Origin of the sequence: Bradyrhizobium sp. ISRA436 (assembly GCF_029910015.1) — a bacterium.
Classification (GTDB): Bacteria; Pseudomonadota; Alphaproteobacteria; order Rhizobiales; family Xanthobacteraceae; genus Bradyrhizobium.
This window is the reverse complement of the sequence record NZ_CP094519.1, coordinates 1,334,371-1,360,242: the sequence shown is the minus strand read 5'-3', so window position 1 is coordinate 1,360,242 and position 25,872 is coordinate 1,334,371. Positions and strand designations below refer to the sequence as shown.

The 25,872-nt window shown below is 64.2% G+C and carries 22 protein-coding genes and 1 pseudogene; 14 read left to right on the top strand and 9 right to left on the bottom strand.

The features are described from left to right. Positions 1–128: 128 nt before the first annotated feature. The gene (locus MTX23_RS06495; protein WP_172626676.1) at positions 129–305 is read left to right on the top strand and encodes a hypothetical protein; all 177 of its coding nucleotides are present in this window, start codon (positions 129–131) and stop codon (positions 303–305) included. Here the strand turns inward: MTX23_RS06495 and MTX23_RS06490 are convergent. The 3 genes and pseudogenes from MTX23_RS06490 to ykgO all read right to left on the bottom strand — a co-directional run bounded on the left by MTX23_RS06490 (position 302) and on the right by ykgO (position 1,548). Next, positions 302–554: pseudogene (locus tag MTX23_RS06490) on the bottom strand (hypothetical protein). The gene MTX23_RS06495 and the pseudogene MTX23_RS06490 sit on opposite strands and share 4 nt — an antisense overlap. A gap of 104 nt (positions 555–658) precedes the next feature. Beyond that, positions 659–1,315 carry a tetratricopeptide repeat protein gene (locus MTX23_RS06485; protein WP_280975797.1) on the bottom strand — a complete coding sequence of 219 codons (657 nt, stop codon included), beginning with the start codon at positions 1,313–1,315 and terminating at the stop codon, positions 659–661. A gap of 107 nt (positions 1,316–1,422) precedes the next feature. Continuing rightward, positions 1,423–1,548, bottom strand: coding sequence for a type B 50S ribosomal protein L36 (gene ykgO / locus MTX23_RS06480; RefSeq protein ID WP_002718645.1), 126 nt, complete (start codon positions 1,546–1,548; stop codon positions 1,423–1,425). A gap of 554 nt (positions 1,549–2,102) precedes the next feature. On the opposite strand from ykgO, the gene MTX23_RS06475 reads away from it, so the two are divergent. The 4 genes from MTX23_RS06475 to MTX23_RS06460 are packed head-to-tail and all read left to right on the top strand — an operon-like array spanning position 2,103 to position 5,100. Beyond that, positions 2,103–2,987, top strand: a complete 885-nt coding sequence (locus MTX23_RS06475; RefSeq protein WP_280975796.1) for an amidohydrolase family protein — start codon at positions 2,103–2,105, stop codon at positions 2,985–2,987. Positions 2,988–3,023: 36 nt separating this feature from the next. After that, on the top strand, positions 3,024–3,866 hold the full coding sequence (locus MTX23_RS06470; RefSeq protein ID WP_280975795.1) for a dienelactone hydrolase family protein: 843 nt from the start codon (positions 3,024–3,026) through the stop codon (positions 3,864–3,866). Next, positions 3,863–4,606: a haloacid dehalogenase type II gene (locus MTX23_RS06465; protein ID WP_280975794.1), complete on the top strand. Its 744-nt coding sequence runs from the start codon at positions 3,863–3,865 to the stop codon at positions 4,604–4,606. Before MTX23_RS06470 ends, MTX23_RS06465 begins: the two co-directional genes overlap by 4 nt. 5 nt (positions 4,607–4,611) lie before the next feature. Beyond that, positions 4,612–5,100 carry a YbaK/EbsC family protein gene (locus MTX23_RS06460; RefSeq protein WP_280975793.1) on the top strand — a complete coding sequence of 163 codons (489 nt, stop codon included), beginning with the start codon at positions 4,612–4,614 and terminating at the stop codon, positions 5,098–5,100. Positions 5,101–5,185: 85 nt separating this feature from the next. On the opposite strand, the gene MTX23_RS06455 is transcribed toward MTX23_RS06460, so the two are convergent. Together MTX23_RS06455 and MTX23_RS06450 are read right to left on the bottom strand one after the other, a co-directional pair. Beyond that, the gene (locus MTX23_RS06455) at positions 5,186–5,548 is read right to left on the bottom strand and encodes a hypothetical protein (RefSeq protein ID WP_280975792.1); all 363 of its coding nucleotides are present in this window, start codon (positions 5,546–5,548) and stop codon (positions 5,186–5,188) included. A gap of 243 nt (positions 5,549–5,791) precedes the next feature. Further along, positions 5,792–6,700, bottom strand: coding sequence for a LysR family transcriptional regulator (locus MTX23_RS06450; protein ID WP_280975791.1), 909 nt, complete (start codon positions 6,698–6,700; stop codon positions 5,792–5,794). Positions 6,701–6,826: 126 nt separating this feature from the next. Here MTX23_RS06450 and MTX23_RS06445 point away from each other — a divergent pair, with 126 nt between their 5' ends. Both MTX23_RS06445 and wrbA read left to right on the top strand, forming a co-directional pair. Beyond that, complete coding sequence (locus MTX23_RS06445) at positions 6,827–7,525, top strand: pirin family protein (RefSeq protein ID WP_280975790.1); 699 nt, start codon at positions 6,827–6,829, stop codon at positions 7,523–7,525. A 148-nt stretch (positions 7,526–7,673) separates the two neighbouring features. After that, positions 7,674–8,273 (top strand): NAD(P)H:quinone oxidoreductase, encoded by a 600-nt coding sequence (gene wrbA, locus MTX23_RS06440; RefSeq protein ID WP_280975789.1) that lies wholly within the window; start codon positions 7,674–7,676, stop codon positions 8,271–8,273. A 130-nt stretch (positions 8,274–8,403) separates the two neighbouring features. Here wrbA and MTX23_RS06435 read toward each other — a convergent pair whose 3' ends face one another. Then, on the bottom strand, positions 8,404–9,585 hold the full coding sequence (locus MTX23_RS06435) for an amino acid aminotransferase (protein WP_280975788.1): 1,182 nt from the start codon (positions 9,583–9,585) through the stop codon (positions 8,404–8,406). 182 nt (positions 9,586–9,767) lie between these two features. On the opposite strand from MTX23_RS06435, the gene MTX23_RS06430 reads away from it, so the two are divergent. From MTX23_RS06430 to MTX23_RS06415, 4 genes are all read left to right on the top strand, one after another. Further along, positions 9,768–10,460: a DUF5996 family protein gene (locus MTX23_RS06430; protein WP_348637546.1), complete on the top strand. Its 693-nt coding sequence runs from the start codon at positions 9,768–9,770 to the stop codon at positions 10,458–10,460. Between the two features lie 105 nt (positions 10,461–10,565). Continuing rightward, on the top strand, positions 10,566–12,629 hold the full coding sequence (locus MTX23_RS06425) for an exopolysaccharide transport family protein (RefSeq protein ID WP_280975787.1): 2,064 nt from the start codon (positions 10,566–10,568) through the stop codon (positions 12,627–12,629). Positions 12,630–12,636: 7 nt separating this feature from the next. Beyond that, on the top strand, positions 12,637–13,743 hold the full coding sequence (locus MTX23_RS06420) for a cellulase family glycosylhydrolase (protein WP_280975786.1): 1,107 nt from the start codon (positions 12,637–12,639) through the stop codon (positions 13,741–13,743). A gap of 93 nt (positions 13,744–13,836) precedes the next feature. Beyond that, positions 13,837–15,342: a hypothetical protein gene (locus MTX23_RS06415; protein WP_280975785.1), complete on the top strand. Its 1,506-nt coding sequence runs from the start codon at positions 13,837–13,839 to the stop codon at positions 15,340–15,342. 84 nt (positions 15,343–15,426) lie between these two features. On the opposite strand, the gene MTX23_RS06410 is transcribed toward MTX23_RS06415, so the two are convergent. Continuing rightward, entirely contained in the window at positions 15,427–16,026 is a 600-nt protein-coding gene (locus MTX23_RS06410; RefSeq protein WP_280975784.1) for a DUF1080 domain-containing protein, read from the bottom strand. Between the two features lie 72 nt (positions 16,027–16,098). Beyond that, complete coding sequence (locus tag MTX23_RS06405; RefSeq protein WP_280975783.1) at positions 16,099–20,271, bottom strand: GAF domain-containing protein; 4,173 nt, start codon at positions 20,269–20,271, stop codon at positions 16,099–16,101. A gap of 401 nt (positions 20,272–20,672) precedes the next feature. Here MTX23_RS06405 and MTX23_RS06400 point away from each other — a divergent pair, with 401 nt between their 5' ends. From MTX23_RS06400 to MTX23_RS06390, 3 genes are read left to right on the top strand one after another with little or no spacing between them, the layout of a single operon-like run. After that, complete coding sequence (locus MTX23_RS06400; RefSeq protein ID WP_280975782.1) at positions 20,673–21,725, top strand: Ldh family oxidoreductase; 1,053 nt, start codon at positions 20,673–20,675, stop codon at positions 21,723–21,725. A 26-nt stretch (positions 21,726–21,751) separates the two neighbouring features. Next, positions 21,752–23,119: an LLM class flavin-dependent oxidoreductase gene (locus MTX23_RS06395; RefSeq protein ID WP_280975781.1), complete on the top strand. Its 1,368-nt coding sequence runs from the start codon at positions 21,752–21,754 to the stop codon at positions 23,117–23,119. Between the two features lie 12 nt (positions 23,120–23,131). Beyond that, entirely contained in the window at positions 23,132–23,917 is a 786-nt protein-coding gene (locus MTX23_RS06390; protein ID WP_280975780.1) for a fumarylacetoacetate hydrolase family protein, read from the top strand. Between the two features lie 929 nt (positions 23,918–24,846). Here MTX23_RS06390 and MTX23_RS06385 read toward each other — a convergent pair. After that, entirely contained in the window at positions 24,847–25,767 is a 921-nt protein-coding gene (locus tag MTX23_RS06385) for a LysR family transcriptional regulator (protein WP_280975779.1), read from the bottom strand. Between the last annotated feature and the right edge of the window lie 105 nt (positions 25,768–25,872).

Genomic DNA, 25,872 nt, shown 5'->3' with positions numbered 1-25,872 from the left:
GATGGTGGCAATTTCGCCATCAGACGCGAGGCTTCATCGAAAGCGGAACGCTACCTGGCTTGTGCACGACATTCACAGGAACCGGCGTCCCATACGACGAGTTCAACGGGAACAATCGGAGGAGTACCATGATTTCCGACCCTAGCGATGCGGCCATCGACCAGATCGTGGCAAGCTGCAATGGCGACCTGCGCGGAGCCCTGAAGGCGTTGCTGCTCGTCAATGAGCACCTGGAAGCTGAGCTGCAGCAATTCTACGCTGCCGCAGCCCAGGACAGCGCCCCCCGCGGCAAGTTCCTGCATTAGCGACTCGAGGCACTTCGGTGCGCTCGGCTATCTTCGACGTCCTTGTCAGACGGATCGTCCTCCGGGCAGGCGCCGATCGTTGAGCGGGCCAGCTTCGCATCCGCCATTGATTTGCCGGGTCCGTCCCCAAACCAGACGTCGCCGTCGATCCCCGGATTGGTCGTGACGATTGGAGGAATCCGTAGCGCGATTTCCGACCACGCAATAAGGGCTGTCGGCGAGGCACGAGGTTGCGGTCGCGAGCATCATCGCGCCGGCCAGCGGCAATGATTTCGGGGTTGTGCTCCTGCGCCGGATTTTGGTTGCAGAGAAGCGCGCGCTCGCGGACCACGAACGTGGTCAATCGCGCTCGTTCAAATATCGCGGCCTTCGACCTTTTCGGAGAGCTGCTTGACCTTCTCCGGTATCTTTTCGAGATGGGGGTCGACGGCTAGCGCCTTGCGGAAGGCGTCGAGCGCGCGCTTGTCGTCGCCGATGTCCTGCATGATCGTGCCGAGACCGACGAGCGCGCCGAAATGGCGGGGCTCGCGGATCAGTACCTGCTGAAAATCTTCCAGCGAACGGACGTAGTCGCTCTTCAGATAGTAGAGCGTCGCGCGCCGATTCCAGGCCTCGACGTAATCGGGCCTGATCTTGATCACCGCATCCAAAAGCTTCATCGCGACATCGATGTTCTGGGCATCGAGCGCCGCCTTGGCGCGCACCATAAGCAGTGCGGCGGTGTCGCTCGGGGTGTGCAACCATAGCGCCCAGATCCGCGCCTCGACATGGCGGGCGCTGTCTTCATCGGGCGCGGCCTTCAGCGCGCCGAACAGGAAATCCAGTCCGCGAGCGCGGTCGGCCGGAACCTTCGGCAGCTTGCTCGGGGCTTCGGGCAGTTTCTTCTGGGCCCCGGGCGGCGGAATGACCCGGGGATCGCCCTGTGCGGCCGCCGCGACAGGCACAGCCAGAAGAGCTGCGATCAGTATCGCCAGCCGGCAATGATTGGGCCCAAGGAGTCTTAATCCCATTATCCAAGTCTAGACGCGCAAAGCCGCGCTGCAAAGCAGCGCGGCGTCAAAGACCTGTGAAAGAGCTCGGTTCCGCGATCGGGAACAGTTAGCCGATCGGCCGTGAATCAGCCCTGGCGCGCCTTGAAGCGGCGCTGGACCTTGTTGATCACGTAGACGCGGCCCTTGCGGCGAACCAGACGGTTGTTGCGGTGACGGCCGCGCAGCGACTTCAGCGAGTTACGGACCTTCATGGGACAATCCTGTTACTTCGAAAGGCCCGTGTTGGAGGCCGTACCTGATCAATGCCGTAAACTGGCAAAATGGGATTTATCCCGAAGAGCGGCCTTGCCGCCCGGGACGGGGCGGTTTCTAAGCCATCGGACCGGCGGATGTCAATGCAATCGGGCCTGTTTTCGACCGCCTCGGCCGGGCGGAAACTTCGCCCGCTCCGGCACGCGATATTGAAATCACTGACAAAATGGCGGCGGTCGGGATCGACGAGCCTCTCCCAGCCGCCGCCTATGCTGCCTTCATGGGGTCCAAGCTTGCCAAGAATGCAGCGAATCGTGCTCGCCCAGGGAGAACGGCAATGCACGAGGTGAGCTGCATCCTGAAGCCACCGCGAGCGCCGCCGTATGATCCAGCCCACAGGCCACGGCGAGCCGCCGGACACGATTTCGCGATTGCGCAAGCGGCCGATGCCGGCGCCGACGCGGCTGATCTGCAAACGGTCGCCTTGCGAAAATAATTATATAGTATAATCAATTTGGCGAACGTAATGATCAAACTGCCGGGGAGGCCCGTAATGACCAAGCTCAAACTGCCCGATATCGAGAAGGTCGTCGCGATCGACATCCACACCCACGCCGAGGAGCCCTGCGGCATGCATGGCGACGACGGCTATGACGACTTCCAGGCGCAGATGGCTGACTACTTCAAGTCGCCGCACAAGCATCCGCCGACGGTGCCGGAGACCGCGGCCTATTACCGCGCCAAGAACATCGCCGCGGTGATCTTCCCGGTCGATGCCGAGCGCGAGACCGGCTTCCGCCGCTACAACAATTACGAGATGCTGGAGGTCGCCTCCGACCATCTCGACGTCCTGATCCCGTTCGTCTCGATCGACCCGCACAAGGGCAAGCTTGGCGTGCGTGAGGCGAAGAAGCTGATCGAGGAATACGGCGTTCGCGGCTTCAAATTCCATCCGACCATGCAGGGCTTCTATGCCAACGATCGCATGGCCTATCCGCTCTACGAGGCAATCAACGACGGCGGCGCGATCGCGCTGTTCCACACCGGCCAGACAGGCGTAGGTTCGGGCATGCCGGGCGGCATGGGGATGCGGCTGAAATATTCCAACCCGATGTACATGGATGACGTCGCGGCGGACTTTCCCGATCTCAAGATCATTCTCGCGCACCCCTCCTTCCCCTGGCAGGAAGAGGCGCTGTCGGTCGCGACCCACAAGCCGAACGTCTATATCGACCTTTCCGGCTGGTCGCCGAAATATTTCCCGCCGATTTTGGTGCGCTACATCAACTCGATCCTGCAGGACAAGATGCTGTTCGGCTCCGACTGGCCGGTGATCACGCCGGACCGCTGGCTTGCCGATTTTGCCAAGCTCGACATCCGCGAGGAGATCCGACCGAAGGTGCTGAAGGCCAACGCGCGGAAGATTTTGGGCATCTAAGGGAGTATCATCGGCGGCAAGCTTCCGAGGTGGTTCATGACGAACTTCGCCCGACTTGCCGCACTCCTCGCCGCGTTCCTGATCGGTAGCGCGGGGTTCGGCTGCGCGGCAGGTGCCGAGCGGCCGCCCGCATTCGTCGAATTCGAGAGCCCGCTTGCGAGCGCGCAGCCGCTGCAAGGCTACCTGCGATTGCCCGATGGGCCGGGCCCCTCGCCCGCCGTGGTGTTGCTGCACGGCTGCAGCGGCTATTTCAAACGGCTCGACGAGCGCTGGGGCAAGCGGCTGGCGGCGTGGGGCTATGTCACGCTCACAGTCGACCGGTTCGGGCCGCGCGGGATCACCAGCGCCTGCACAAGCGGCGTGCCGCCCGCAACCGTGCACGACGCTTATCGCGCATTGCATTTCCTCACCCAGCAGCGGGCGGTCGATCCTGCCCGCGTCGCGGTGGTGGGCTTCTCGCAAGGCGCCTGGCTTGCCCTGTTTTCCGTTGAGCGCGGCGCGATCGAGCGCAACGCAGCGGACAAATTCCGTGCCGCCGTCGCCTTCTATCCATCCTGCCTGGGTATCCAAGGCAATATGACGGTGCCGACCCTGATCCTGATCGGCGAGCTCGACGACTGGACGCCGGCCAGCGAGTGCCGGAACCTCGTCGACGGCCGCGACGATTGGGGGATCTCGCGCGAGAAGGGCAAGGGAGCTCGGATCGAACTGATCATCTATCCCGGCGCCTATCACGATTTCGACGTGCCGCATTACAGCACGCCGGCGCGGTTGCTCGGTCATCACCTCGAATTCAACGCGGCGGCGCGGGATCAATCCGTCGACGCGCTCAGGAAATTCCTGTATGCGACGATCGGCGGGCAAGGGAGACCACAATGACCATCAAAGCCGTTGTCTTCGATGCCTATGGCACGCTCTACGATACCCAGTCGGTGGCCGACGTCACCGAGGACGCCTTTCCGGGCTATGGCGACATCATCACCCAGGTCTGGCGCATCAAGCAGCTCGAATACTCGTGGCTGCGCACGCTCATGCAGCGCTATCAGGATTTCGCCGTCGCCACGCGCGACTCCCTTGCCTACACGCTGCGCTGTCTCGGCCTGCAACATGACGAGGCGACCTTCGCGCGCATCATCGACAAGTACCGGCACCTCGCGCTCTATCCGGATGCTATTCCTGCGCTGGAGGCGATGAAGGACAGGAAGCTCGCGATCCTCTCCAACGGCAGCCCCGACATGCTGAATGCGCTGGTGCGCAATTCGGGGCTCGACCGCCTGCTCGATGCGACCATCAGCGTCGATGTCCACAAGGTATTCAAGCCGGCGCCCGAGGCCTACACGCTGATCGAGGAGGTGCTGAAGGTGCCGCCAGCGGAGGTGTTGTTCATCTCCTCCAATCCATGGGACGCCTGCGGCGCCAAGGCGTTCGGTCTCAATGTCGCATGGATCGAGCGGGTGACGCCGGAGGCCATGGCGCTCGCCTGCGTCGAGAGCGAGACGGTCGCCCCATTGACGATGTTCAAGGCACTGCGTACCCAGATGGACGAACTCGGCGTCCTGCCCGATCACCGTATCCACGGTCTGTCCGAACTTCCCGCACTGGTGTCTGCAAGGTCCTGAACATTATGAGTCTCGAGTCCGTCCGCGCCTTCTTCGCCGAGAAGGCGCCCGATATCTCCGTGATCGAATCCAACGTGAGCTCCGCGACCGTCGTGCTGGCAGCCGAGGCCTATGGCGTCGAACCGGCGCGCATCGCCAAGACGCTGAGCCTGCGCGTCGGCGACCGCGTGGTGCTGATCGTCGCCAGCGGCACCTCGCGGATGGACAACAAGAAGGTAAAAGCGGCGTTTGGCGGCAAGCCGAAGATGCTCGGCCTCGACGAGGTCGCCGAGATCACCGGCCACGAGGTCGGCGGCGTCTGCCCGTTCGGCCTGAAGTCGCCGCTGCCGATCTATTGCGATGTGTCGCTGAAGGCGTTCGACGTCGTCGTGCCCGCCGCAGGCTCGACTCACAGCGCGGTGCGCATCACGCCCGATCGGATGGCAGAGCTGACATCGGCCGAGTGGGTCGACGTCTGCGAAGTCAGACCCTCGAGCAGTTTCGGTTCTGATTGAAACAGAACCGAAGCCCTGGATTCTTGTCTTGGCGCGTTTTCTTCACGCGAACCGGTGTCCACTTCGCTCGAAAACGCTCCAGGCGCTAATCATCATCCTCGTCGTACCACGGCCGCGACGGCGCGACTGGAGCAGGTTGCGTCGCACGCGGCCGCTGCTGCGTCTGCGGCTGTTGCGGCGTACGCCCCTGCGTTTGCGGCTGTTGCGCCTTTGCATTTGACTCGAACACGGCACGACAACCGCTGGAGAGTTGCGGCGTGTTCTGTCGCAGGCAGGCCACGATGCGCTGAGCATCAGGTATCTGATCGCTGCACAGACGCCACACATCCGGCGTGCAAGCCATCTGCTGTTCCCAGGTTCCCCGATATTCCTCGGCGAACGCGGCAGTTGTCGCGGCAGCTCCCCCGATCGCGATGGCAAGGCTCAGGACGATCCGCGGCGATCGCATGTCCGGCTCCCGTGATCTCAAATTCGGATATTGGCGGGCGCGCGCGGTTGTCCGCGGCGATGCGCGCCAGACTGGCCAATGAATGCGGCCAAGGATCGTTCGAGTGGACAACTAAATGTGAAGGCGACCGGCGGAGTTCCCTATTCGACCTTGCCGATCTCTTTTCACCGCCGCGATCGGGCGCACGCTGCATTGAGCGCAGACAGCCCACCGCCCCATGAAATCTACGAAGCTGCGCTTCCCCTACCGCTTCTTCCCCTTGGCAAAATGCCTGGCGAGAAAATCCGCGAGCACCTCGACGCGGGCGGGGCGCGGGCCGCCGGGCGGGGTGACGAGATGCACGGCGCCTTCGGGCTGCTTCCAGCCCTTGAGGATCACCTCCAGCTCGCCGCGCGCAATCGCGTCGCCGACGATGAAGTCGGGGAGATCGGCGATGCCGAGGCCGGCGAGCAGCGCCGGCATTACGGCTTCGCCATTGTTGACGCGGAGCTGGCCCGCGGGGCGCACGCTGGCCTGTTCGCCTGTCGCATTGGTGTACTGCCAGACACCTTGTGTCGAAAGGTAGGCATAGCCGAAACATTTGTGCTCGGCGAGGTGCATCGGATGCGTCGGCCGGCCGTAGCGCTTCAGGTAGGACGGCGCCGCCACCGTGTAGCGCGGCATCGCGCACAGCCGCCGTGCGATCAGCGAGGAGTCCGGCAGCCGCGCGATGCGCAAGCCTGCATCGAAGCCTTCGCCGATCAGGTCCACCGTCGCGTCGCTGAGGTGCAGGTCGATCGAGACCTCCGGATAGGCCTCCATGAACTCCGGCAGCAGCGGCGCCACCGTCTTGATGCCGAAGCTCATGGGCACTGCGAGCCGCACCAAGCCGCGCGGCGTGGTCGATTGCGCCAGCGCCTCGTTCTCGGCGGCCTCGCCATCGGCGAGCAGCCGCGCCGCACGCTCCGACAATTTTTGTCCCGCATCGGTCAGCGCGAGCCGCCGAGACGTGCGGTTGAACAGCCGCGCGCCGAGTCGCTCCTCCAGCCGGCTGACCGCCTTGGACACCGTAGCCTTGGACAACGAAAGCTCGCTCGCGGCAGCCGCAAACGACCGTAATTCCACGACTTTTGCGAAGATCGCGAGCGCCTCGAAGTCCGGCAGTTTCGACATGGCGGCGGCTTCCGCTGGATGAAATAGGAAACAATGAGTTTCGATAGTTTCTATTTATATACCACGGCCGACGACATATCCAAGGCTCAACGACATTCAATCCATCTCATCGAACGGAGTATTCCTGTGATCGAACTGAGACCATTCGCAAAGCTCGGCGGCGCCGACCACGGTTGGCTGAAGGCGAAGCATCACTTCTCCTTCGCGAGCTACTACGACCCCAACAACATCAGCCACGGCGCGCTGCGGGTGTGGAACGATGACGAGATCGCGCCGAATTCAGGCTTTCCCGCGCATCCCCACGCCAACATGGAGATCATCACCTATGTCCGCGAAGGCGCGATCACGCACCAGGACTCGCTTGGCAACAAGGGACGCACCGAAGCCGGCGACGTTCAGGTGATGAGCGCCGGCAGCGGCATCCGCCACTCCGAGTACAATCTGGAGCCGTCAAAGACCAAGATCTTCCAGATCTGGATCGAGCCGACGACGACAGGCGGTCACCCGACCTGGGGCTCGAAGCCGTTTCCGAAGGCCAACCGCTCCGGCAAGCTCGTCACCATCGCCTCGGGCATCGAGGGAGACAAGGATGCGCTCCCGATCCGGGCCGATGCACGGGTGCTCGCCACCACGCTGAAGGCCGGCGAGAGCGCCGAATACTCCGCCGACAGGGCCCGTCACCTCTATCTGGTGCCGGCCGCCGGCAGCGTTGAGGTGAACGGTGTGCGCGTCAATGCGCGCGACGGCGCCGCGATCCGCGACGAGGCCAAGCTGAAGATCACCGCGCTCGAGGATGCCGAGCTCGTGCTCGTCGACGCGGCCTAGTCACCACACTCACTTATCGTCATGCCCGGGCTTGACCCGGGCATCCATCGAGCTTCGCAAAGAGTCTTTTGTTTGATGGATTGCCGGGTCAAGCCCGGCAATGACAGCCCCAGCCAACTCCCCCACCTCACCCCAAAAGGAAAGTATCATGGCCAAGGTTCTCGTGCTCTATTATTCCGCTTACGGTCACATCGAAGCGATGGCGACTGCCGTCGCGCAGGGCGCGCGCGACGCCGGCGCCACCGTCGACATCAAGCGCGTGCCCGAACTGGTGCCGACCGAGGTCGCAAAGGCGTCGCACTACAAGCTCGACCAGGCCGCGCCGGTCGCGAAGGTCGAGGACCTAGCCAACTATGACGCGATCATCGTCGGCACCGGCACCCGCTTCGGCCGGATGTCGTCGCAGATGGCCAATTTCCTCGATCAGGCCGGCGGCCTGTGGGCCAAGGGCGCGCTGGTCGGCAAGGTCGGCGGCGCCTTCACCTCGAGCGCGACCCAGCACGGTGGCCAGGAGACCACCCTGTTCTCAATCATCACCAACCTCCTGCATTTCGGCATGACCATCGTCGGCCTCAACTACGGCTTCGCCGGCCAGATGAAGCTCGACGAGATCACCGGCGGCGCGCCCTATGGCGCCACCACGATCACCGGCGGCGACGGCAGCCGCCAGCCGAGCGAGAACGAGCTCGCCGGCGCTCGCTATCAGGGACGCGTGATCGCGGAGACGGCCAACAAGCTCCACGGCTAAGCGCCACCGCCATCTGCGTGGCTGCCCGACGCGGGCGGTAATTCTTCGCTGCAATTGCGGTCCTGGCTCGAGAGCGCGATCACTGATCGCGCTCTCGTAAAGCCACGCAGTGATTTGGCCCAGGATTCGCTCAAAGCACCGATACGATTGCCTTCGCCAGATCGTCGAGCCGGTCTTCCGGCAGGCCGGCCACATTGATGCGGCTGTCGCCGACCATATAGACCGCGTGCTCGTTGCGCAGCCGGTCGATCTGCGCCCCGGTCAGGCCGAGGCGCGAGAACATGCCGCGATGCTCGGCAATGAAATCAAAGCGATCCGAGTTGGATTGACGGCGCAGGGCGTCGGCAAACGCCACGCGCAGCCGAAGCATGCGCTGACGCATCTCTTCAAGCTCGGCTTCCCACTCGGAACGCAAGGCCGGGTCGTCGAGCACGATGCGGACCGCCGCGGCGCCATGATCAGGCGGCATGGAATAGAGCGTGCGGGCCGCGGCCAGCATGTGGCTCATGGCGATGTCGGCCTGCGCAGCATTCCTGCCCAACACCATCGCGGCGCCGACCCGGTCGCGATAGACCGAGAAGTTCTTCGAGCAGCTCGACGCCACGACCATTTCCGGCACCTTGGCCGCAACGATGCGCAGGCCTTCCGCGTCCGCTTCAAGCCCGTCGCCGAACCCTTGATAGGCGATATCGATGAAAGGCAGCAGGGCCCTTTCGACCAGGAGCGCGGCGACGCGTTGCCACTGCGCAATCGTCAGGTTCGCACCGGTCGGATTGTGGCAGCATCCATGCAGCAGGACGATGTCGCCCGCCTTGGCCTTCGCGAGGTCGGCGAGCATGGCCTCGAACTTGACGGCTCCGCTTCCCGCGTCGAAATACTCATACTCGGCGATTTGCAGCCCGGCGCCGCGCATGGTCGGCACATGGTTGGGCCAGGTCGGTCGAGAGACCCAGATGGTGCCATCCGGCTTGGTCCGGCGAAGCAACTCGGCGAGCAGCCGCAACGCACCCGAGCCACCCGGCGCCTGCGCGACACGAACACGCGACGTTTCGACACTGTCGCCGAACACCAGCCTGAGCATTGCGGCGTTGAAGCCCACGTCACCGGCGAGCCCCAGATAGGTCTTGCTGTCCTGCGCGCGCAGCAGGCGCTCTTCCGCTTTCCGCACGGCGCGCATGATGGGTGTCTTGCCGTCACGGTCCTTGTAGACGCCAACGCCAAGATCCACCTTCTGCGTACGCGTGTCCGCCCGATAGAGGTCGATGAGGGCGAGAATCTTGTCGGGTGGAGCAACGTCGAGCTGTTCGAACATCTCTTCAAATCCAAACGTCTGGGATGCGGCAGTCATAGGCAAATGGCGCGACCAACGCCAGCGCTTTCGGCCTCGACAGTGCAGTCTCTCGCAACCTACGGAACAGCCCTTCCCGCTCCTACGGGCAGCGCAGCAAGGACCGGTTTCGTGCCAGGCTCAAGCCGGCGCCCAAGAGGTTTGGCATGAATCACGCTCCGAAGACCCGTTGGCCGGAACTGCCGACCGCGGCGTGGCGCGACACCGCTGCCACGCTTCAGCTCTGGACCCAGATCGTCGGCAAGATCCGGCTGGCGAAATCGCCCTGGCTCAATCATTCGTGGCACGTGACGCTCTATGTCACCGCGCGCGGACTGACGACCTCGCCGATCCCGGACGGGGACCGCACGTTCGAGATCGACTTCGATTTCATCGATCACGTTCTCCGCGTCTCAACCAGCGACGGCGCCGAGCGGCAATTCGCGCTGGCCGGACAATCGGTCGTGAGCTTCTACGCGACGATCATGGCGAGATTGAAGGACCTCGGCGTCGACGTCGCGATCGACGAGATGCCGAACGAACTGCCCGACCCTGTCAGGTTTTCACAGGATACGCAGCATGCTTCCTACGATGCGGATGCCGTACGGCGCTTTCACCAGATTCTCGTGAACTGCGACCGCGTGTTCAAGCAATTCCGCACGGCCTTTCTCGGCAAGGCAAGCCCGGTGCATTTCTTCTGGGGCAGCCTCGATCTCGCGGTCACGCGCTTCTCCGGCCGGGCGGCACCGCAACATCCCGCGGACTTGCCTCTTTTCGCTTCATCCGATGTTCCGTTCCGGGACGATCGGGCGGTGCTCAACAGGAGTGGTTGCATTTGTGTCCGCGTAACCCCGGATTAACTATGAACATTTAGGTTGAGCCGGGCCGAAATGTACTTGCCGGCCGGGTCAAGTTCAAAGCGTATGACGGATAGTAACCAGGTAACCCGGTCGGCAACGGACCACGTGGGAGACGCAACCTCATGGGAAGCGCCTGACCGCACACCATCGGCGCGTCGTGGCGGCGAGCAGCCTGAACTCCTCAAAGCCAGACTCACGCTTTCCGGCGTTGTCGCGTTCTTTCGCAACAACGGACTGCGCGTCGCGCTGCTGTCGCTTGCCCTGTTCGCGGCAGGCGTCGGCATCCTGATGGCGCTCCCGTTGCACTATGCCGCGACCGCACTGGTCGTCGTCGATCCCCGCGAACAGCGCGTCACCAACGACCAGGATGTCTTGCCGGGCATCGGCCAGGATGCCGCCGCACTGCAAAGCCTGATCGAGATCGCCAAGTCCGACGGCTTCCTGCGGCCCTTGATCGAGCAGCTCAATATCCGGAACGACCCCGAGATCGCAGGCTCGGAAACCGATCCGGCCCGCGTCCTGGACCGGTTTCGCAAGCACCTCGACATCTCGCGCCGCGGCCTGACCTACGTCATCGCCATGACGTTCGTCTCCAACTCGCCGGAGAAGTCCGCGCGCTATGCCAATGCGATTGCCGAGGCATTCGTCGCAAGTCAGGCCAACGATCGCACGATCGCGACCGACGATGCCGCCGACTGGCTCGGCGACCGCCTCAAGTCGCTGAGCGATCGCCTGCGCGCGTCCGAGGAGGCGGTGGCGCAGTTCAAGCGCGACCACGTGATCGTCGATGCCGGCAAGGAGGGCACGACCCAGCAGTTACGGATCGTCGAGCTGAACCAGCAGGCGTCCGCCGCACGCCTGAAGACCGAGGAAGCCAAGACCCGCTACGAGCAGACGCAACGCGATCTGAAGTCCAATGTCGAGGCCCCGGTGAAGCAGGACCTGCTCACCGCGCTCCGCGCCCAGCGTGCCGCGCTCAACGACCAGATCGCGCAGAAGCGCGCGGTGCTGGGCGACCGGCATCCGGAGCTCGTCATTGCGCTCGGCCAGCTCGCCGAACTGAACAAGCAGATCGAGGTCGAACGGCAGCGCAACATCGCCACCGCGAAATCCGAATATGAGACGCTGCAGGACCAGCAGAGGACGCTCGAGGCCCAGCTCAAGGCGGCGGAAGCTAAGGCTCTGACGGATGCGCAGTCCCAGGTCAAGCTGCAGGAACTGCAGCGCAGCGCCGACGCCAACAAGAACATCTACGAGCAGTTCCTGGCGCGCTACAAGACAACCAACGAACAGCGGCTGCTGCAGAGCTCGCAAACCAAGATCGTCTCGGCCGCAAGCCCGCCGACCCGCCCGACCCGCCCGCCGCTCGCCCTGCTGCTCGTCGCGATCGCCATCGCCTCGACGCTGACATCGACAGCCGCGGTTGCAACGCTGGAAGCGCGAAAGACGGTCTCGCCGGAGAAGACACCGGAGCCGCTCCCGGCAAGACCAACAGCAGCGCCGCGCGCGGTACCGCAGAGCCTGCCGGTCTGGGCTCGCATTCCGGCCACCGTGCCGCGGAACGGCCGAATGACCATCTGGCAGACGCCGATCGGCGGCCCCGATGAATCCGACCTCCGCCCCCACATGGAGCAACTGCTTGAGCGGGTTGCCGCGCTGCCCGGGGAGCATGGCAAGATCGTCCTCGTGACCGCGCGCCAACCGGGCACCGGCGCCGAGGCGATCGCACGCTCGCTGAACCTGAACGCCGTCAACAACGGAATGATGAGTGCGCTGATCCAGGTTCAGAATGACTCGGGCCTCGGGCGTAGCGCCGACGTGACGGTGCAAAGCACGGCTCCGACCGTCGCCCGCGCCGCGCGTGCAGCGCTACACTCAGTTGGGCTGCTGCTCGGTGCCGGCCGCGACACGATGCAGGAGGACGAGGATATCCGCGCCGAATTCGCCCTGATCGTGGTCGATGCGCCGTCCCTCGCGGAGCAGCCCGAGGTGGCCTCACTGGCCATCTATGCCGACCTGATCGTGCTGGTCGAGCGCGAGAGCGGCGGCGACGCCGCGGCGGTCGATGGCGACATCGCGGCGCTTTCGAAGCGAACATCGGCCGCGATCGGCGTGGTGATCAACCAGGCCGCCGTGCGTCCCGTTCCTGCAACAGCGATCGCAAGTTGATCGTCCGATGGCCCGGCCGTCGATCCTCGCCGTCATCACTGCCGCAGCACTTCTGCTATCCACCGCCGCGCAAGCGTGCCTCGCCCTCAACGAAGGCGTTTCTGCCGACCGGATCAAAGCCTTGTCACGCGGCGTCAATGCCGACGGCTGGATTGCCGGTCCGCGGTCGGCGCCGCCCCGCAGCCTCCTGCTCGACCTGCGCAAGGCCGGCATGACCCACATCCGCCTGCCGGTGCCCGCCGACTATGTCATGCCGCGTTTCGCCTCCAAGGCAGATCGCGACCGGCGCCTGCACACGGTCGACGCCGCGCTCAGGACCTTGCTCGCGCTCGGCTATGCCGTCTCCGTCGATCTGCATTCCGGCGAGCTGTTCAATGCGCTGCATAAGGACGATCCGCCCGCCGCAATGACGGAGATGAAGGAGGCCTGGACCGAGCTCGTACAGGTCATCCAGCGCTATCCGGCCGATCGAGTCTTTGCCGAACTGCTGAACGAGCCGGAGGTCGACGCCGCGCAGTGGCAGAGCGAAGTCGAAGAACTGGCCAAGTTCGTCCGCCGCCTGCTGCCGCAAACCACGCTGATCACGGGCCCGGTCAACTGGCAGCGCGCCGATGCGCTGCCGGACTTCAAGCCGCTCGGCGATCCGAACATTGTCTATGCCATTCACTTCTATGACCCGATGGTCTTCACCCATCAGGCTCACTGGGATCCGGCCGAGCCGCTCCACGACATCACCGGGCTGCCCTATCCGATCCGCCCCAACGATCCGCGGGTTCAGCAATTGCGGGAACAACTTGCTGATCTGAACAAGGGCAAGGCACTTGCGATGCTGGACCGCGCCATCCCCGACCGCGGTATCGACAAGTGGCTCGCGCCCGCGGCCGCCTGGCAGCAGCAATACTCACGCCCGATCATCATCAACGAGTTCGGTGTGCTCAAGGCCGGAGCCCCGCGCGACAGCCGGCTGCGCTGGCTTGCCGGAGTCACGGCCTATGCCCGGCAACATTGCTGGGGCTGGACCCACTGGGAGATGATGCAGGGCTTTGGTCTGGCCGATGCCATCTCGGGCAAGGCCGATCCCGATGTGCTGAAGGCGCTGTTCGGCGTGCACTAGTCCGCTTGGTTAACCAATTCTTACACAATGAGCGGCTAGATCGACCATGCGGATGTGGCACGCCACACCTCCGGTCATTTTAGGTCAGAGCTCGTGCGAGCAGACATAATCCCGCGGCCGCTGGTGGCCGGCGATGTGATTCCGGCGCTCGGCATCGCCGTTGCATCGATCGCATTCGCCCCGATCCTGCAGGCGGCCAACGCCGGGCTCGCAATCGTCGTCGAAAGCCTGATCGGCTGCGCGATCGTTCTCGCGGCGCCGGCTTATGCGCCGTCGATTGCCATCTTCATCATCTTCTTCCAGAACCTCTTCGTCTCGATTCTGTCGTCATACATGACGACAGAGGCGGAGATGGAGTTCGTCAAGGGCTACAACTTCCTCATTTGCGCGGTCATGTGGTTGGTCACGCTAGCACTGTATGTGCTGCGCGAGCGCAACCATTCTCCGGACCTCGACCGGATCATGAAATGGGGAATGATTACGCTGGCGACAGTAGCGGTGTATTGCGCCCTCGGCGCCATGCAGGATGCACGCGCGGCCATCGTTTATTTACGCAACATAGCGTTTCCGATATTTCTTTTTCAGTTGTCGCTGCTGACCGCCGCAACCTTCGAAATCCGCGTCACGCCGTTCCTGGTGGCCGTTGCCACGCTGTTGATCGTCTGCGGATATGTGGAACTGCTGTTTCGCGATTTCTGGCTCCATATCACCAACGGCTACACGTTCTGGCACTTCGACGAGCTGAAAGCGTCCCGTTCCGGCGCCTGGGAAGCGGAGATGCGGGCAACCGGCAACGTCCCGGTGGATCTGCTGGACCGCTTCCGCTTCAGCTTCTTCAACACACCGCTGCTGGAGGATCTCGGACTGTCGAAGCTGCTGCGCATCTTCGGACCGAACATGAGCCCGATCAGCTTCGCCTACGGCGTAGGTTTCTCCATCCTGTTCCTGTTCGCGGTCGGCTATCGCTGGCTGGCTCTGGCCGCGATACCGCTGCTGATCTTCTGCAGCGTGAAGGGCGCGCTGATCCTGGTCGTCTTCGTGGCACTTGCCTGGACGTCAACCTGGCTGCTCGGTCCGATCATCACCCTCGCCGGTGCGCTTGTTGCCCTCGTGCTGTACGCCATCGTGGCCATCCATGTCGGACTGCAAATCGGCGACTTTCACGTGATCGGATTCATGGGCGGCTGGAACGGCTTCTTGCAGAACCCGATCGGCCGCGGCCTCGGCGTCGGCGGCAATCTGTCCGAAGGTTACTTCTCGATCGACTGGAGCGCTGCGCAGCAGGCCGGCAGTATCGAGGGCGCAGCGGAAAGCGCTGTCGGCGTGTTGCTCTATCAGATGGGCATCGCGTCCCTGGTGCCGCTCAGCTTCTTCATGGCCGTGGCACTCAAGGCCTGGCGCCTCTACGCGTCCTCCGGAATTCTCATTCAAGGGCTCGCCGGCTTCGGCACGATGGTCGTGCTCGCCAACGGCATCTTTCAGGAGGAGGCCCTGTTCGCGCCGCCGGCGCTCGGGCTGTTGCTGTGCTTGACCGGGCTTGTGATCGGCCATCATTTGCGCACGCAAGACGGCGGCCGGAAGGCCTCCGATCGAACGTGACTGAATGCCGGCGTCTATACGACGTCGACACAAGTGCCCGGCCGCAAACAACCACCGCGCACTGATCTTTCGTGATCCGGAGCGTCAGAGCGGCTTGATCTGCACCTTCCGAAACTTGACCACGCCGGAACCGTACTGGAGCGCGACATAGCCGCTTGCGTGCTTGGAGTCCTGCGCATCGACGGTCTTCTGGCCGTTGAGCGTCACCACGAAGTGCGGCCCTTGCGCCGTGATCTCATAGACGTTCCATTTGCCCGCCGCCTTCGGCATCGGATCGACCTTGGCGACGCCGACGATGGCACCGGTGCCATAGGTCGGATCCGGCCGTTTGTCGAAGATGTTGACCTCGTAGCAGCCCTTGCCGTCGATCGTCTTGTTGGTCTGGCAGCGGATGAAGATGCCGCTGTTGGCCTCCTCGTCGACCCAGAACTCCGCCCTGATCTGGAAATCCTTGTAGGGCGTCTTGGTGACGAGATAGGCGAGATCCTTGCCGTCGAGCTTGTCGGCCACCAGCGCGCCGTCCTTCATCGCCCAGTTGGCTTTGCCGACCTCGTCCCAGTCCCCCTTCTTGGAGCTGTCGAGCAGCGTGACCCAGCCGTCGCTTTGGCCCGATGCGCCGGTGGAAAACTGCAGCACGGCGGCAGCCACCAAAAGGCCGGCCGCAAGTGTAGGCACATACTTCATCAGGGGTATCCTCCCGCTTGTTTTGGTTGGCGCGCAACCTAGCATCGTCGCGCGCCGCGTAAACGCTGTTTTTCATGTTGCAGCTGCGTTGTGTGATAGCCCGTTGTCACAACCGGAGATCCGACATGCGCGAGCACGTCCTGTCCGGCGCCCTAGCTCTGCTTCTCCGTCGGTCATGGCCTCGTCGTGCAGTGCAGGCTGCAGCGGCGGCGACGCCGCCATCAGCGAGGATCCCAACAGCTCGGCGAGATCGCGCGGCGGCAACGGCTTGCTGAACAGGAAGCCCTGCATCTCGTCGCAGGCATGCGCCCGCAGGAACTCTTGCTGCTCGGACGTCTCGACCCCCTCGGCGACGATGGTCATGCCGAGTGCCTTGCCCATGCTGATGATGGCCTGCGCGATCGCCACATCCTCGGAATCGTCGGGCAGGTCGCGCACGAAGGAGCGGTCGATCTTGATGGTGTCGATCGGGAACTGCTTCATCAGCGACATCGACGAATAGCCGGTGCCGAAATCGTCGATCGCCAGGCGAATGCTGCGGCTCTGGATCGCGTCGAGCACGTGGATCGCCCGCGAGACGTTGCGCATCACCATGCTCTCGGTGACCTCGAGCTGCAGCAACGCCGGCGACATGCCGCTCGCAGCCAGCGCCTCGTCGATGTCGTTGAGGAGATGCGGATCGGCGAACTGTCGCGGCGAGAGGTTGACCGCCATGGTCACCGGCCTGAGGCCGCGACGCTGCCACGCCATGTTCTGCGCGCAGGCTTCCTTGAGCACCCAGCGGCCGATCGGCACGATCAGGCCGATTTCCTCGGCGAGCGGGATGAATTGTCCCGGAGCGACCCGACCGAGCTCGGGATGCGTCCAGCGCAACAGCGCTTCCACACCGCTGATCTGTCCGCTCGCCATGTCGATCTTGGGCTGATAGTCCAGCGAGAACTGGTCGCGCTCGAGCGCGCGGCGCAGCGCGCTCTCCATCGTCAGGCGCTCGATCGACTGCGCCTTGATTTCGCTCGAGAAGAAGCGGAAGCCGTTCTTGCCGTCCTCCTTGGCGAGGTACATCGCCATGTCGGCATTCTTGGTCAGTGTCTGCACGTCGGTGCCGTCCGCCGGGTACATCGCGATCCCGATCGAGGCCGTGGTGTGGCACTCGTGCCCGCTGAGCTGTACCGGCTGGCTGAGCGCCACAAGGAGGTCGCCGGCGACGCGCTCGACGTCATGACGCTCGGCGGGGTCTTCGAGAATGACGACGAACTCGTCGCCGCCAAGCCGCGCCACCACGGCGCTCTCCCGCAGGGATCCGCGCAACCGGCCGGCGATCGCCACCAGCAGCGTATCGCCGGCATCGTGGCCCAGCGAGTCGTTGATCACCTTGAAGCGGTCGAGGTCGATGAACAGCACCGCGAATTGCCGGCGGTGGCGGTCCGCCGACTCGATCGCGCGATGCAAAAGCTCGTTGAACGTCTCGCGGTTGGGCAGGTTGGTGAGGCTGTCATGCGAGGCGAGGTACTCGATGCGCTCGTCCGCCTTGTTCTTCTCGTCGGCGCGGTCGAAACCTTCCAGCGCGAACGACAGATTGTCGGCGAGCCGCTGCAAGAGCTCGGCGAATTCCGGTGTGAAGGTGTCCTTCTCGATGGCAACGAAGATCATCACGCCGACCACCTCGCCGTTGACGACCAGCGGAAAGGCAGCGCCGGATTTCGTTCCGTCGAGGCGGGCTCGCTCATGGAAGGCGGCGGTCTGCGCGTCAGCGCAATAGTCGTCGATGATGCAGGCCTTGCCCGACCGGAAGGCCCTGCCGCAGCAACCACGCCCTTCGGGGTGCGCCTCGTTGGTCGAGAGCGTCCCCTCCCGCGCCCCCTCTGCAGCCGGTCCCGCGCCCGCGACGATCTCGAGATAGTCGCTGCCCTGCCGCGCCAGCGCGATGGTGGTGGAGGTGAATTTGCCGCCGCTCGCGGCCGCCTCGCAGACCAGTTGGTAAAGCTCGCTGCGGGACTTCGCCCGCATGATCGCCTCATTGGTCGCGCTCAGCGCCGCGAACATGCGCGACAACCGTTCCCGTTGCTCGTCGGCCCGGGCCTTCTCATCGGCCCGGTCGAAATTGTCGAGCGCAAATGACACGTTCTCGGCCATTCGCTGCAGCAGCGCCATCATCTCCGGGCTGAACGTGCCGAGCTCAGCGGAAAGAAACACCAGCGCGCCGATCGCCTCGCCGCTCTTGAGCAGCGGCAGGGCCGCACCGGATTTGCTGCCGCTGTCGCGGATGACTTGATAGAGATGCGACTCGGTCCCGAAGTCGCTGAGATAGTCGTTGGTGATGCACGGCCTGCGGGTGCGGATCGCGACGCCGGTCAGGCTCTGCCCCTCCGGACGCGAGGCATCGGCCGACAATTGAACCTCCCGGGCACGCACGCGGTCGGGCCCCGAGGCCGCGACGCTTTCCAGGAAGGGCTCGCCCGGCCGCACCAGCCTGATCGTGGTCGAGAGGAACTGGTCGCCGACCGCCGCCGCATTGCAGACCAGCTCGAACAATTCGCTGCGGGATTTCGCCCGCATGATCGCCTCGTTGGTCGCGCTGAGCGTGGCGAACATCCGTGTCAGGCGCGCCTTCTGCTCCTCGGTTCGCGCCTTCTCGTCGGCGCGGTCGAAGCTGCCGAGCGCAAACGACACGTTGTCGGCGAGCCGCTGCAGCAGCTCGGCGAATTCAGGCGAGAAGGTGTTGCGCTTGGCGGAGATGAACAGCATCACGCCGACCGGCTGCTCGTTGACCAGCAGCGGAAACGCCGCGCCCGAGCGCGCGTCCTCGCGGTCGATGACCTCGCGGAATGCGCTATTGGCCATGTCGCCCGGGAAGTCATTGTTGATGCAGGCCCGCCGTGTGCGGAACGCCCGGCCGCAGACGCCGCGTCCTTCCGGCAGCGCTTCGTTGCGCGAGACGGTGAGGCGCCGCGCATTCTCTGCGGTGGGTCCTGCGACCGCGATCATCTCCAGGAAATCGTCGCCGGGCTTCGCCATCAGGATGCTTGTCGAGTTGAAGCCGCCGCCATGCGCCGCCGCCGCGCAGACCAGCTCGAACATTTCGAGCCGCGACCTGGCGCGCATGATCGCCTCGTTGGTCGCGCTGAGCGCCGCGAACATCCGCGACAGCCGCTCCCGTTCGGCGTCGGCCCTGGCCTTCTCGGTGGCGCGCCCAAATGTGTCGAGCGCGACCGACACGTTCTCGGCGATGCCCGCGAGCAGCGCGATGATCTCGTCGTCCGCGGCCCAGGAATTGGCGATGAAGAAGATCAGGACGCCGATGCTGTCGCCGAACCGGGTTAGCGGCAGCGCGACGCAGGCCATCAGGCCGCTGCCGCGGGTCTGCGCCTGCGACGGGCTCGCCGATTTCGGGATGTCGCGCTCGATGCAGGGCCGCTGGGTGCGGAACGCCTCGCCGCAGATGCCCTTGCCGTAGACATTGTCCGGGTCGGTCGAGAAGCGCGTTTGCGTGATCAGCTCGATCGCCTCGCCGGTGCCGGCGACCGGCTCGAGCCAGTGCGTGTCGGGTTCGGCCAACAGCACCACCGTGGCGAAGGACTTGCCGCTGAACACCGCGGCGTCGCAGACCCGCTGGTAGAGATCGTGCTCGGTCTTGGCGCGGAGGATGGCCTCGTTGGTCGCGCTGATCGCGCCGAACATGCGGTTCAGCCGGCGCATCGCCCGCTCGCCGCTCTTGCGCGATGCTTCGTGGTTGAAATTGTCGAGCGCAAAGGACACGTTGGCCGCCATGCGCTCCAGCAGCGCAACGATCTCCTCGCCGAGCGAGTGCGGCTCGCGCCGCGTCACCATGAAGACGCCGACGCTGCGACCGTTGCAGACCACTGGCATCGCCGCCGCGGCGCCGACACCGCTTCGGACCGCGCCGCTGCGCCAGGCCGCCGAACGGGGATCGTTGATGTAGTCGTTGCTGACGCAGGCCGCCTGGTCGCGGAACGCCCGCCCGGCAACGCCATCGCCTTCCGGGGTGTTGGCGATGACGGAAATATCGATGCTGCACAGCCGCGCGACGTCATCCCCGAAGCCGGCAGCGAATTTCAAGCGGCCGGTATCGGGCTCCAGCAAAAACACGGTGACGGCGAGAAAGTCGCCACCGGAGAACGCGGCTTCGCAGACCTTGCTGTACAGCTCCTCAGGCGATTTCGCGTAAAGGATCGCTTCGTTGGTGGCATTCAACGCCGCGAATGTCCGTCCGATGGTCGACTGCACGATCCCTGAGGCCCCCCGGGGCCGCCCCCCTCCAATTTGGCCGGGAACATTGCCGACCGGACACCTAAGTGAAGGTTAGTGCCACCGACCTGTCGCGAGTCAGAGTAAACGCCCGACCAACAAAGCGAGCGGTCTTCCGGGGAATTACGGACGCTTCTGTGCCAGGCTGAGGCGGTGGCGTCCTCCGCCGCATATCGCCCCCTCCTCGCGCCGGCGCACCGGCCAAATTCCGCATCGCGACCGCGCCCGTTCCACGCTGTGAAATCCAGGCGCCGAGCACCCAGTTCCCGGTATGGCGGACCGGATTTTCTGCGCTTGCTCGCTCCCCGGCGCTTTGAGACCATGACATTAACACCACCAAGCAAGACCCGCGCAGTGCGGGCCGACCGCGAGGAAATCCCATGCCGATCGTCCAGGCCGACCGTCTCACGCGCATCGGCGCGGCGCTCTTGAAAGCCGCCGGCGCATCGGAGGAGGAGGCGAACGCCGTCGCCTCCGGCTGCGTCAACGCCAACCTCGCCGGCCACGACTCCCACGGCGTGATCGCGATCCCGACCTATATCGACCGGGTCAAGGCCGGCCACATCGTGCCCGGTGCGAAGTGGACCATCGTGCAGGAAAGCCCGACCACAACCGTGATCGACGGTCACTGGGGCTTCGGCTTCCACGTCAACGCCAAGGCGATGGAGATGACCATCAACAAGGCGAAGACCGCCAATGTCGCGGCCTGCACCGTGTTCCGGCAGAGCCATGTCGGGCGTCTCGCGCATTATCCGATGATGGCGATGCGCGAGGGCATGATCGGCATCGCGGCCGCCGACTCCGGCCGTTCGCCGAAGCATGTCGCCCCGTTCGGCGGGCGCGAGGCGCGGCTTGGCACCAACCCGATCTCGATCGCGGTGCCCTCCGATCTCGAGGCGCCATTCTATCTGGACATGGCGACCTCGGCGGTCGCCGCCGGCAAGATCCAGCTCGCGGTGGCGCGCGGCGAGCAGATCCCCAAGGGCTGGATCATCGATTCCGAGGGGCGCGACACCACCGACCCGAAGGACTACCGCAAGGGCGGCGCGCTGCTGCCGCTTGGCGGTACCGAGGGCTACAAGGGATCTGGGCTTGCCGCGATGGTCGAGGTGCTGTGCGGGCTGCTCACCGGCCTCGGCTTCGGCGTCGAGCCGACCGGCCGGCACAATGACGGTTGCTTCATGGCGGTGTTCAACGTCGCCGCCTTCCGCCCGCTCCAGGATTTCAAGAAGGAGGTCGGCGACTTTGCGCGCTATCTGAAATCGACGCCGCCCTCGGAAGGGAGCCGCGGCGTGTTCTATCCAGGCGAGATCGAATATCTGCGCGAAGTCGAGCGCCGCAAGAACGGCATCGAGATCGAGGATGCCACCTGGGAGAAGCTGAAGGCACTCGCCGCCGACTACAAGCTCACCCAGGATCTCGATCTTCGTTGATCGATCGCCGAGCACAGGAGAATGACATGACACGGCAAATGGCGCTGGTTGGCTTCCTGCAGGCGCAGAACTGCACCAACCTGCCAAGCTCATGGCGCCACCCGGAGTCGCGCGACGATTCGATGTCGGCGGACTACTACCAGGAGATCGCGCGCATCCTGGAGCGCGGCAAATTCCACATGGCGTTCTTCGACGACCGGCTGGCGATGCCCGACCGCTACGGCAACGATCACGCGCACACCGTCGAATACGGCATCCGCTGCGTGAAGATGGACCCGATCGTGGTGCTGACCACGATGGGCATGGTCACCGAGAAGCTCGGCCTCGCCTCGACCTGCTCGACCACCTATTTCGAGCCGTTCGACGTCGCCCGACGCTTTGCCACGCTCGACCTGATGACCAATGGCCGCGCCGCCTGGAACGTGGTCACCTCGGTCAATGACGGCGAAGCGCTCAACATGGGCAAGGAACACCATCTCGAGCACGATCTGCGCTATGACCGCGCCGACGAATTCATGGAGGTGGTGCTCGGCCACTGGGATTCCTGGGAAGACGGCTCGCTGATCATCGACAAGAAGAGCGGCCGCTTCGCCGATCCGACCAAGGTGAAGCGGCTCGACCACAAGGGCGAGTTCTTCACCTCCCGTGGCCCGTTCACCGTGCCGCGTTCGCCGCAGGGCCATCCCGTCGTCATCCAGGCCGGCGCGTCCGGCCGCGGCCAGCGCTTTGCCGGACGCTGGGGCGAAGTGATCTTCACCGCGGCGCGCAACCTCGCCAATGCCAAGCAGGGCTATGAGGCGATCAGGGGCGAAGCCGCGAAGGCCGGCCGCGATCCCGACCAGATGTTCCTCTGCAACCTGATCACGCCGGTCACCGGCGCGACCAAGGCGGAGGCCGAGGACAGGATGGCTGTGATCCAGAAATTGCCGCTCGAGATCGACGCGCTGTCGCTGCTCGCCGAAGGCCTCAACTTCGATTTCGGCGCCAAGCCCATCGATGAGCCGCTGACGACGGAGGAACTGCAGGGCATGCAAGGCATGCTCGGCATCCGCGACGGCGTGCTGCGCACCTCCGGCAAGACCAATCCCTCGACCCGCGACTTCATCACCTTCTCCGGCCGCGGCCAGGTGCAGGACGCGATGGTCGGCGGCCCGAAGGAGATCGCCGACAGGCTGGAAGAGATGTTCGTCGGCCGTGGCTGCGACGGCTTCGTCGTCGCGGCGAGTTACGTGCCGGGCTCCTATGCCGACTTCGTCAACCATGTCGTGCCCGAGCTGCAGAAGCGCGGCCTGTTCCACAAGGACTACGCCGGCAAGACGCTGCGCGAGAATCTCGGCCTCAAGCGTCCCGCCGCCGGCGCCTGGAAGACCCGCCCGCAGGCCGCCGCGGAATAGAAGGACACCATCATGCGCTGGCTCAAATTCACCGCCGCAGGCAAGACGTCCTGGGGCCTCGTCGAGGGCGACACCGTCGCGACCGTCAATGGCGATCCGTTCGGCGAGTGGACCAAGACGTCGCAAACCCATGCGCTGAAGGACGTGAGGATCGAGCTGCCGCTGATCCCGTGCACCTTCTACTGCGTCGGACTGAACTATTTGAAACATCTCAAGGAAGCCGCCGACAAGGCCGGCACCGTACCGAACGTCCCCGATCGTCCCGAGATCGGCTACCGTGCGCAGAACGCGCTGATCGCCCATGACGAGGATGTCGTGATCCCCGCGAGCGCGACCGAGAAGATCCATTACGAGGGCGAGCTCGTCGTCGTGATCGGCAAGAAGGCCAAGCATCTCACCGAAGCCAATGCGATGGACTGCGTGTTCGGCTACACCATCGGCAACGACGTCTCCGAGCGCACCTGGCAGAAGGCCGATCGCGGCCTGTGGCGCTCCAAGAACGCCGACACCTTCAAGCCGATGGGCCCGTGGATCGAGACCGATGTCGATCTCGATCGGATGGAGACCGCGATCCGCGTCAACGGCAAGGAGACCGGCCGTTTCCACACCAACGAGATGATCTTCGGCATCGTGCCGTTCATCGTCGAGCTGACCAAATACTTCACGCTGTGGCCCGGCGACGTGATCTGGATGGGCACCGACGGCGCCTCGCCCGACCTTAAGGACGGCGATGTGGTGGAGATCGACATCACCGGCATCGGCACCCTGCGCAACCGCTTCGTGAAGGAGAAGGTGTGAGGGTGAATACCTTGGCCCATTAACGTCGCCTATCCCGTCATCCTGAAGGTGCTCGCGAAACGAGCCTCGAAGGATGCGCGGCCCCGCTGGCGCCCGTCGTGCTTCGAGGCTCGCTCCGCTCGCACCTCAGCATGACGGTGATAGAGTTGTGCTCGTCCATTTAACCGTCATTGCGAGCGAAGCGAAGCAATCCATGCTTCAGCACATGCGGACAATGGATTGCTTCGTCGCTTCAGCGCAAAATTGCTTTGCAATTTTGTCGCGAGCTCCTCGCAATGACCGGAATGGATTTCCGATGCGATCGTCAAGAAAAGCGTAGCTCCGCGTTCTCGCGACACGACCTGCCCGAGCTTTGCATCTCATTCCGTCCTTCTTGATCAGAGGGCGCAGGGAAAGCCGGGTGCCGATCGCACCCATGGGTCCCGAGCAAATGGAAAGCACGGGAGGTAGGACCACAGGTGAAACCGGAGCAATCCCGGCTTTCCCTGCGCGATGGTTTTACGGCTTATACGTGCTCTCCCCGGCGAGACTGGGCTTTGTTGTCACCGTCATCCGCGAGACGCTTTCGCGTCCTGGGAGTCGACACCTGCCACTAGGGCGTCGGAACCACACGACTTCACCGTCCGCTTCATGCACACTCGTCAGTTGCGCAATCGGCGTCCACCGCATCCCAACCCAACACTCGTGACGATCGCGAAGCGCCCCTCAGGCGGGTGAGACGCGCCATTCATACACTGAGTTCATTTCTGATAAACAGAAATACTTTTGGTGCGAGGGCTTGCGCCGTCGGGCAAATCAGCGCTAGGGGCGACGCGTCAGTGTCGAGCCCGGAATCCGTCCGGCCGCCGTCGTCATTGGAGCGAAACGACTTGTCGGCCGACGCCTTGGCGAATGCCGCGCAAGCGACCAAGAGGCATCCCGGATTCAAACTAGCGTACAGCCTCCAGGCCGCCCTTCACGTGATCGATGAAGGCTCGCAGCTTCGGCATGATTTGTCGGTGGCTCGGATAATAGAGGAAGACGCCCGGCGTCATCGGCGCGAATTGCTCCAGCACGTGGACGAGTTTTCCGGTTTTCACGGCGCTGGCGGCAAGCGGTGCAGGCACTTGCGCAAGACCGATACCTTCGACCGCGGCGCCGAGCATCGTGGGAAAGTCGTGGGCGATGAAGGGTCCCGATACGGCAATCTCGATCGAACGGCCGTTGTCATTGAGCAACCATGGCGCGAGTCCGCCGTTCGATCGTCGTAATCTCAAGCAGGCATGCTGGCGCAGATCGTCAGGGCATTCGGGCCGGCCGCGGCGGTCGAGATAGGCCGGGCTGCCGACGGTGACGAAAGGCAACGGCTTGGTCAGGCGCACCGCGACCATGTCGGGAGCAATGAACTGGCCCATTCTGATGCCGGCGTCAAAACCTTCGGCCGCGATGTCGACCAGTTCCTCGCTTGCGGCGAGTTCGACCTCGATCTCGGGAAACGCCCGGCAGAACGAGGCGATCAGCGGCTCCAGCAAGATCGGCACCACCGCGCGTGGCACGGTGAGACGCAACAGCCCGGCCGGTCGCTGACCGAGTTCGCGCGCGGCCCCGCTCGCGGCGACCAATTCCTCGAACGCCGGCCTTGCGCGCGCAAGAAATCGTTCGCCGGCTTCGGTCAGGCCGACGCTGCGGGTCGTGCGAATGAAGAGCACGGCGCCGACCCGCGCCTCGAGGGCGCGTACCGCCTGACTGATTGCCGATGGCGTGACCCCGAGTTCGGCCGCAGCGCGGCGAAAGCTACGATGCTGGGCGACGCTGAGGAACGTCTCCACCCCATCGAGCGCACCCTGCCGGACTGTGAAGTTCTGCTTCATGGCCCGTCAACATTATCGCGAATAGTCGCTCGCGGAAAGCCGTCTTAGATCCGACCTGCAAATGGACCGCACCGCACGTGCGCTGACATTCGCAACATCACGACA

What these genes read in the sequence shown, in the direction of transcription:
- MTX23_RS06460 (WP_280975793.1), top strand. Translation starts at nt 4,612, where the DNA reads ATGAGTCTCGAGTCCGTCCGCGCCTTCTTCGCCGAGAAGGCGCCCGAT.
- MTX23_RS06410 (WP_280975784.1), bottom strand. Translation starts at nt 16,026, where the DNA reads ATGAAGTATGTGCCTACACTTGCGGCCGGCCTTTTGGTGGCTGCCGCC.
- MTX23_RS06495 (WP_172626676.1), top strand. Translation starts at nt 129, where the DNA reads ATGATTTCCGACCCTAGCGATGCGGCCATCGACCAGATCGTGGCAAGC.
- MTX23_RS06475 (WP_280975796.1), top strand. Translation starts at nt 2,103, where the DNA reads ATGACCAAGCTCAAACTGCCCGATATCGAGAAGGTCGTCGCGATCGAC.
- MTX23_RS06420 (WP_280975786.1), top strand. Translation starts at nt 12,637, where the DNA reads ATGGCCCGGCCGTCGATCCTCGCCGTCATCACTGCCGCAGCACTTCTG.
- ykgO (WP_002718645.1), bottom strand. Translation starts at nt 1,548, where the DNA reads ATGAAGGTCCGTAACTCGCTGAAGTCGCTGCGCGGCCGTCACCGCAAC.
- MTX23_RS06395 (WP_280975781.1), top strand. Translation starts at nt 21,752, where the DNA reads ATGACACGGCAAATGGCGCTGGTTGGCTTCCTGCAGGCGCAGAACTGC.
- MTX23_RS06450 (WP_280975791.1), bottom strand. Translation starts at nt 6,700, where the DNA reads ATGTCGAAACTGCCGGACTTCGAGGCGCTCGCGATCTTCGCAAAAGTC.
- MTX23_RS06465 (WP_280975794.1), top strand. Translation starts at nt 3,863, where the DNA reads ATGACCATCAAAGCCGTTGTCTTCGATGCCTATGGCACGCTCTACGAT.
- MTX23_RS06400 (WP_280975782.1), top strand. Translation starts at nt 20,673, where the DNA reads ATGCCGATCGTCCAGGCCGACCGTCTCACGCGCATCGGCGCGGCGCTC.
- wrbA (WP_280975789.1), top strand. Translation starts at nt 7,674, where the DNA reads ATGGCCAAGGTTCTCGTGCTCTATTATTCCGCTTACGGTCACATCGAA.
- MTX23_RS06485 (WP_280975797.1), bottom strand. Translation starts at nt 1,315, where the DNA reads ATGGGATTAAGACTCCTTGGGCCCAATCATTGCCGGCTGGCGATACTG.
- MTX23_RS06385 (WP_280975779.1), bottom strand. Translation starts at nt 25,767, where the DNA reads ATGAAGCAGAACTTCACAGTCCGGCAGGGTGCGCTCGATGGGGTGGAG.
- MTX23_RS06470 (WP_280975795.1), top strand. Translation starts at nt 3,024, where the DNA reads ATGACGAACTTCGCCCGACTTGCCGCACTCCTCGCCGCGTTCCTGATC.
- MTX23_RS06455 (WP_280975792.1), bottom strand. Translation starts at nt 5,548, where the DNA reads ATGCGATCGCCGCGGATCGTCCTGAGCCTTGCCATCGCGATCGGGGGA.
- MTX23_RS06435 (WP_280975788.1), bottom strand. Translation starts at nt 9,585, where the DNA reads ATGTTCGAACAGCTCGACGTTGCTCCACCCGACAAGATTCTCGCCCTC.
- MTX23_RS06430 (WP_348637546.1), top strand. Translation starts at nt 9,768, where the DNA reads ATGAATCACGCTCCGAAGACCCGTTGGCCGGAACTGCCGACCGCGGCG.
- MTX23_RS06390 (WP_280975780.1), top strand. Translation starts at nt 23,132, where the DNA reads ATGCGCTGGCTCAAATTCACCGCCGCAGGCAAGACGTCCTGGGGCCTC.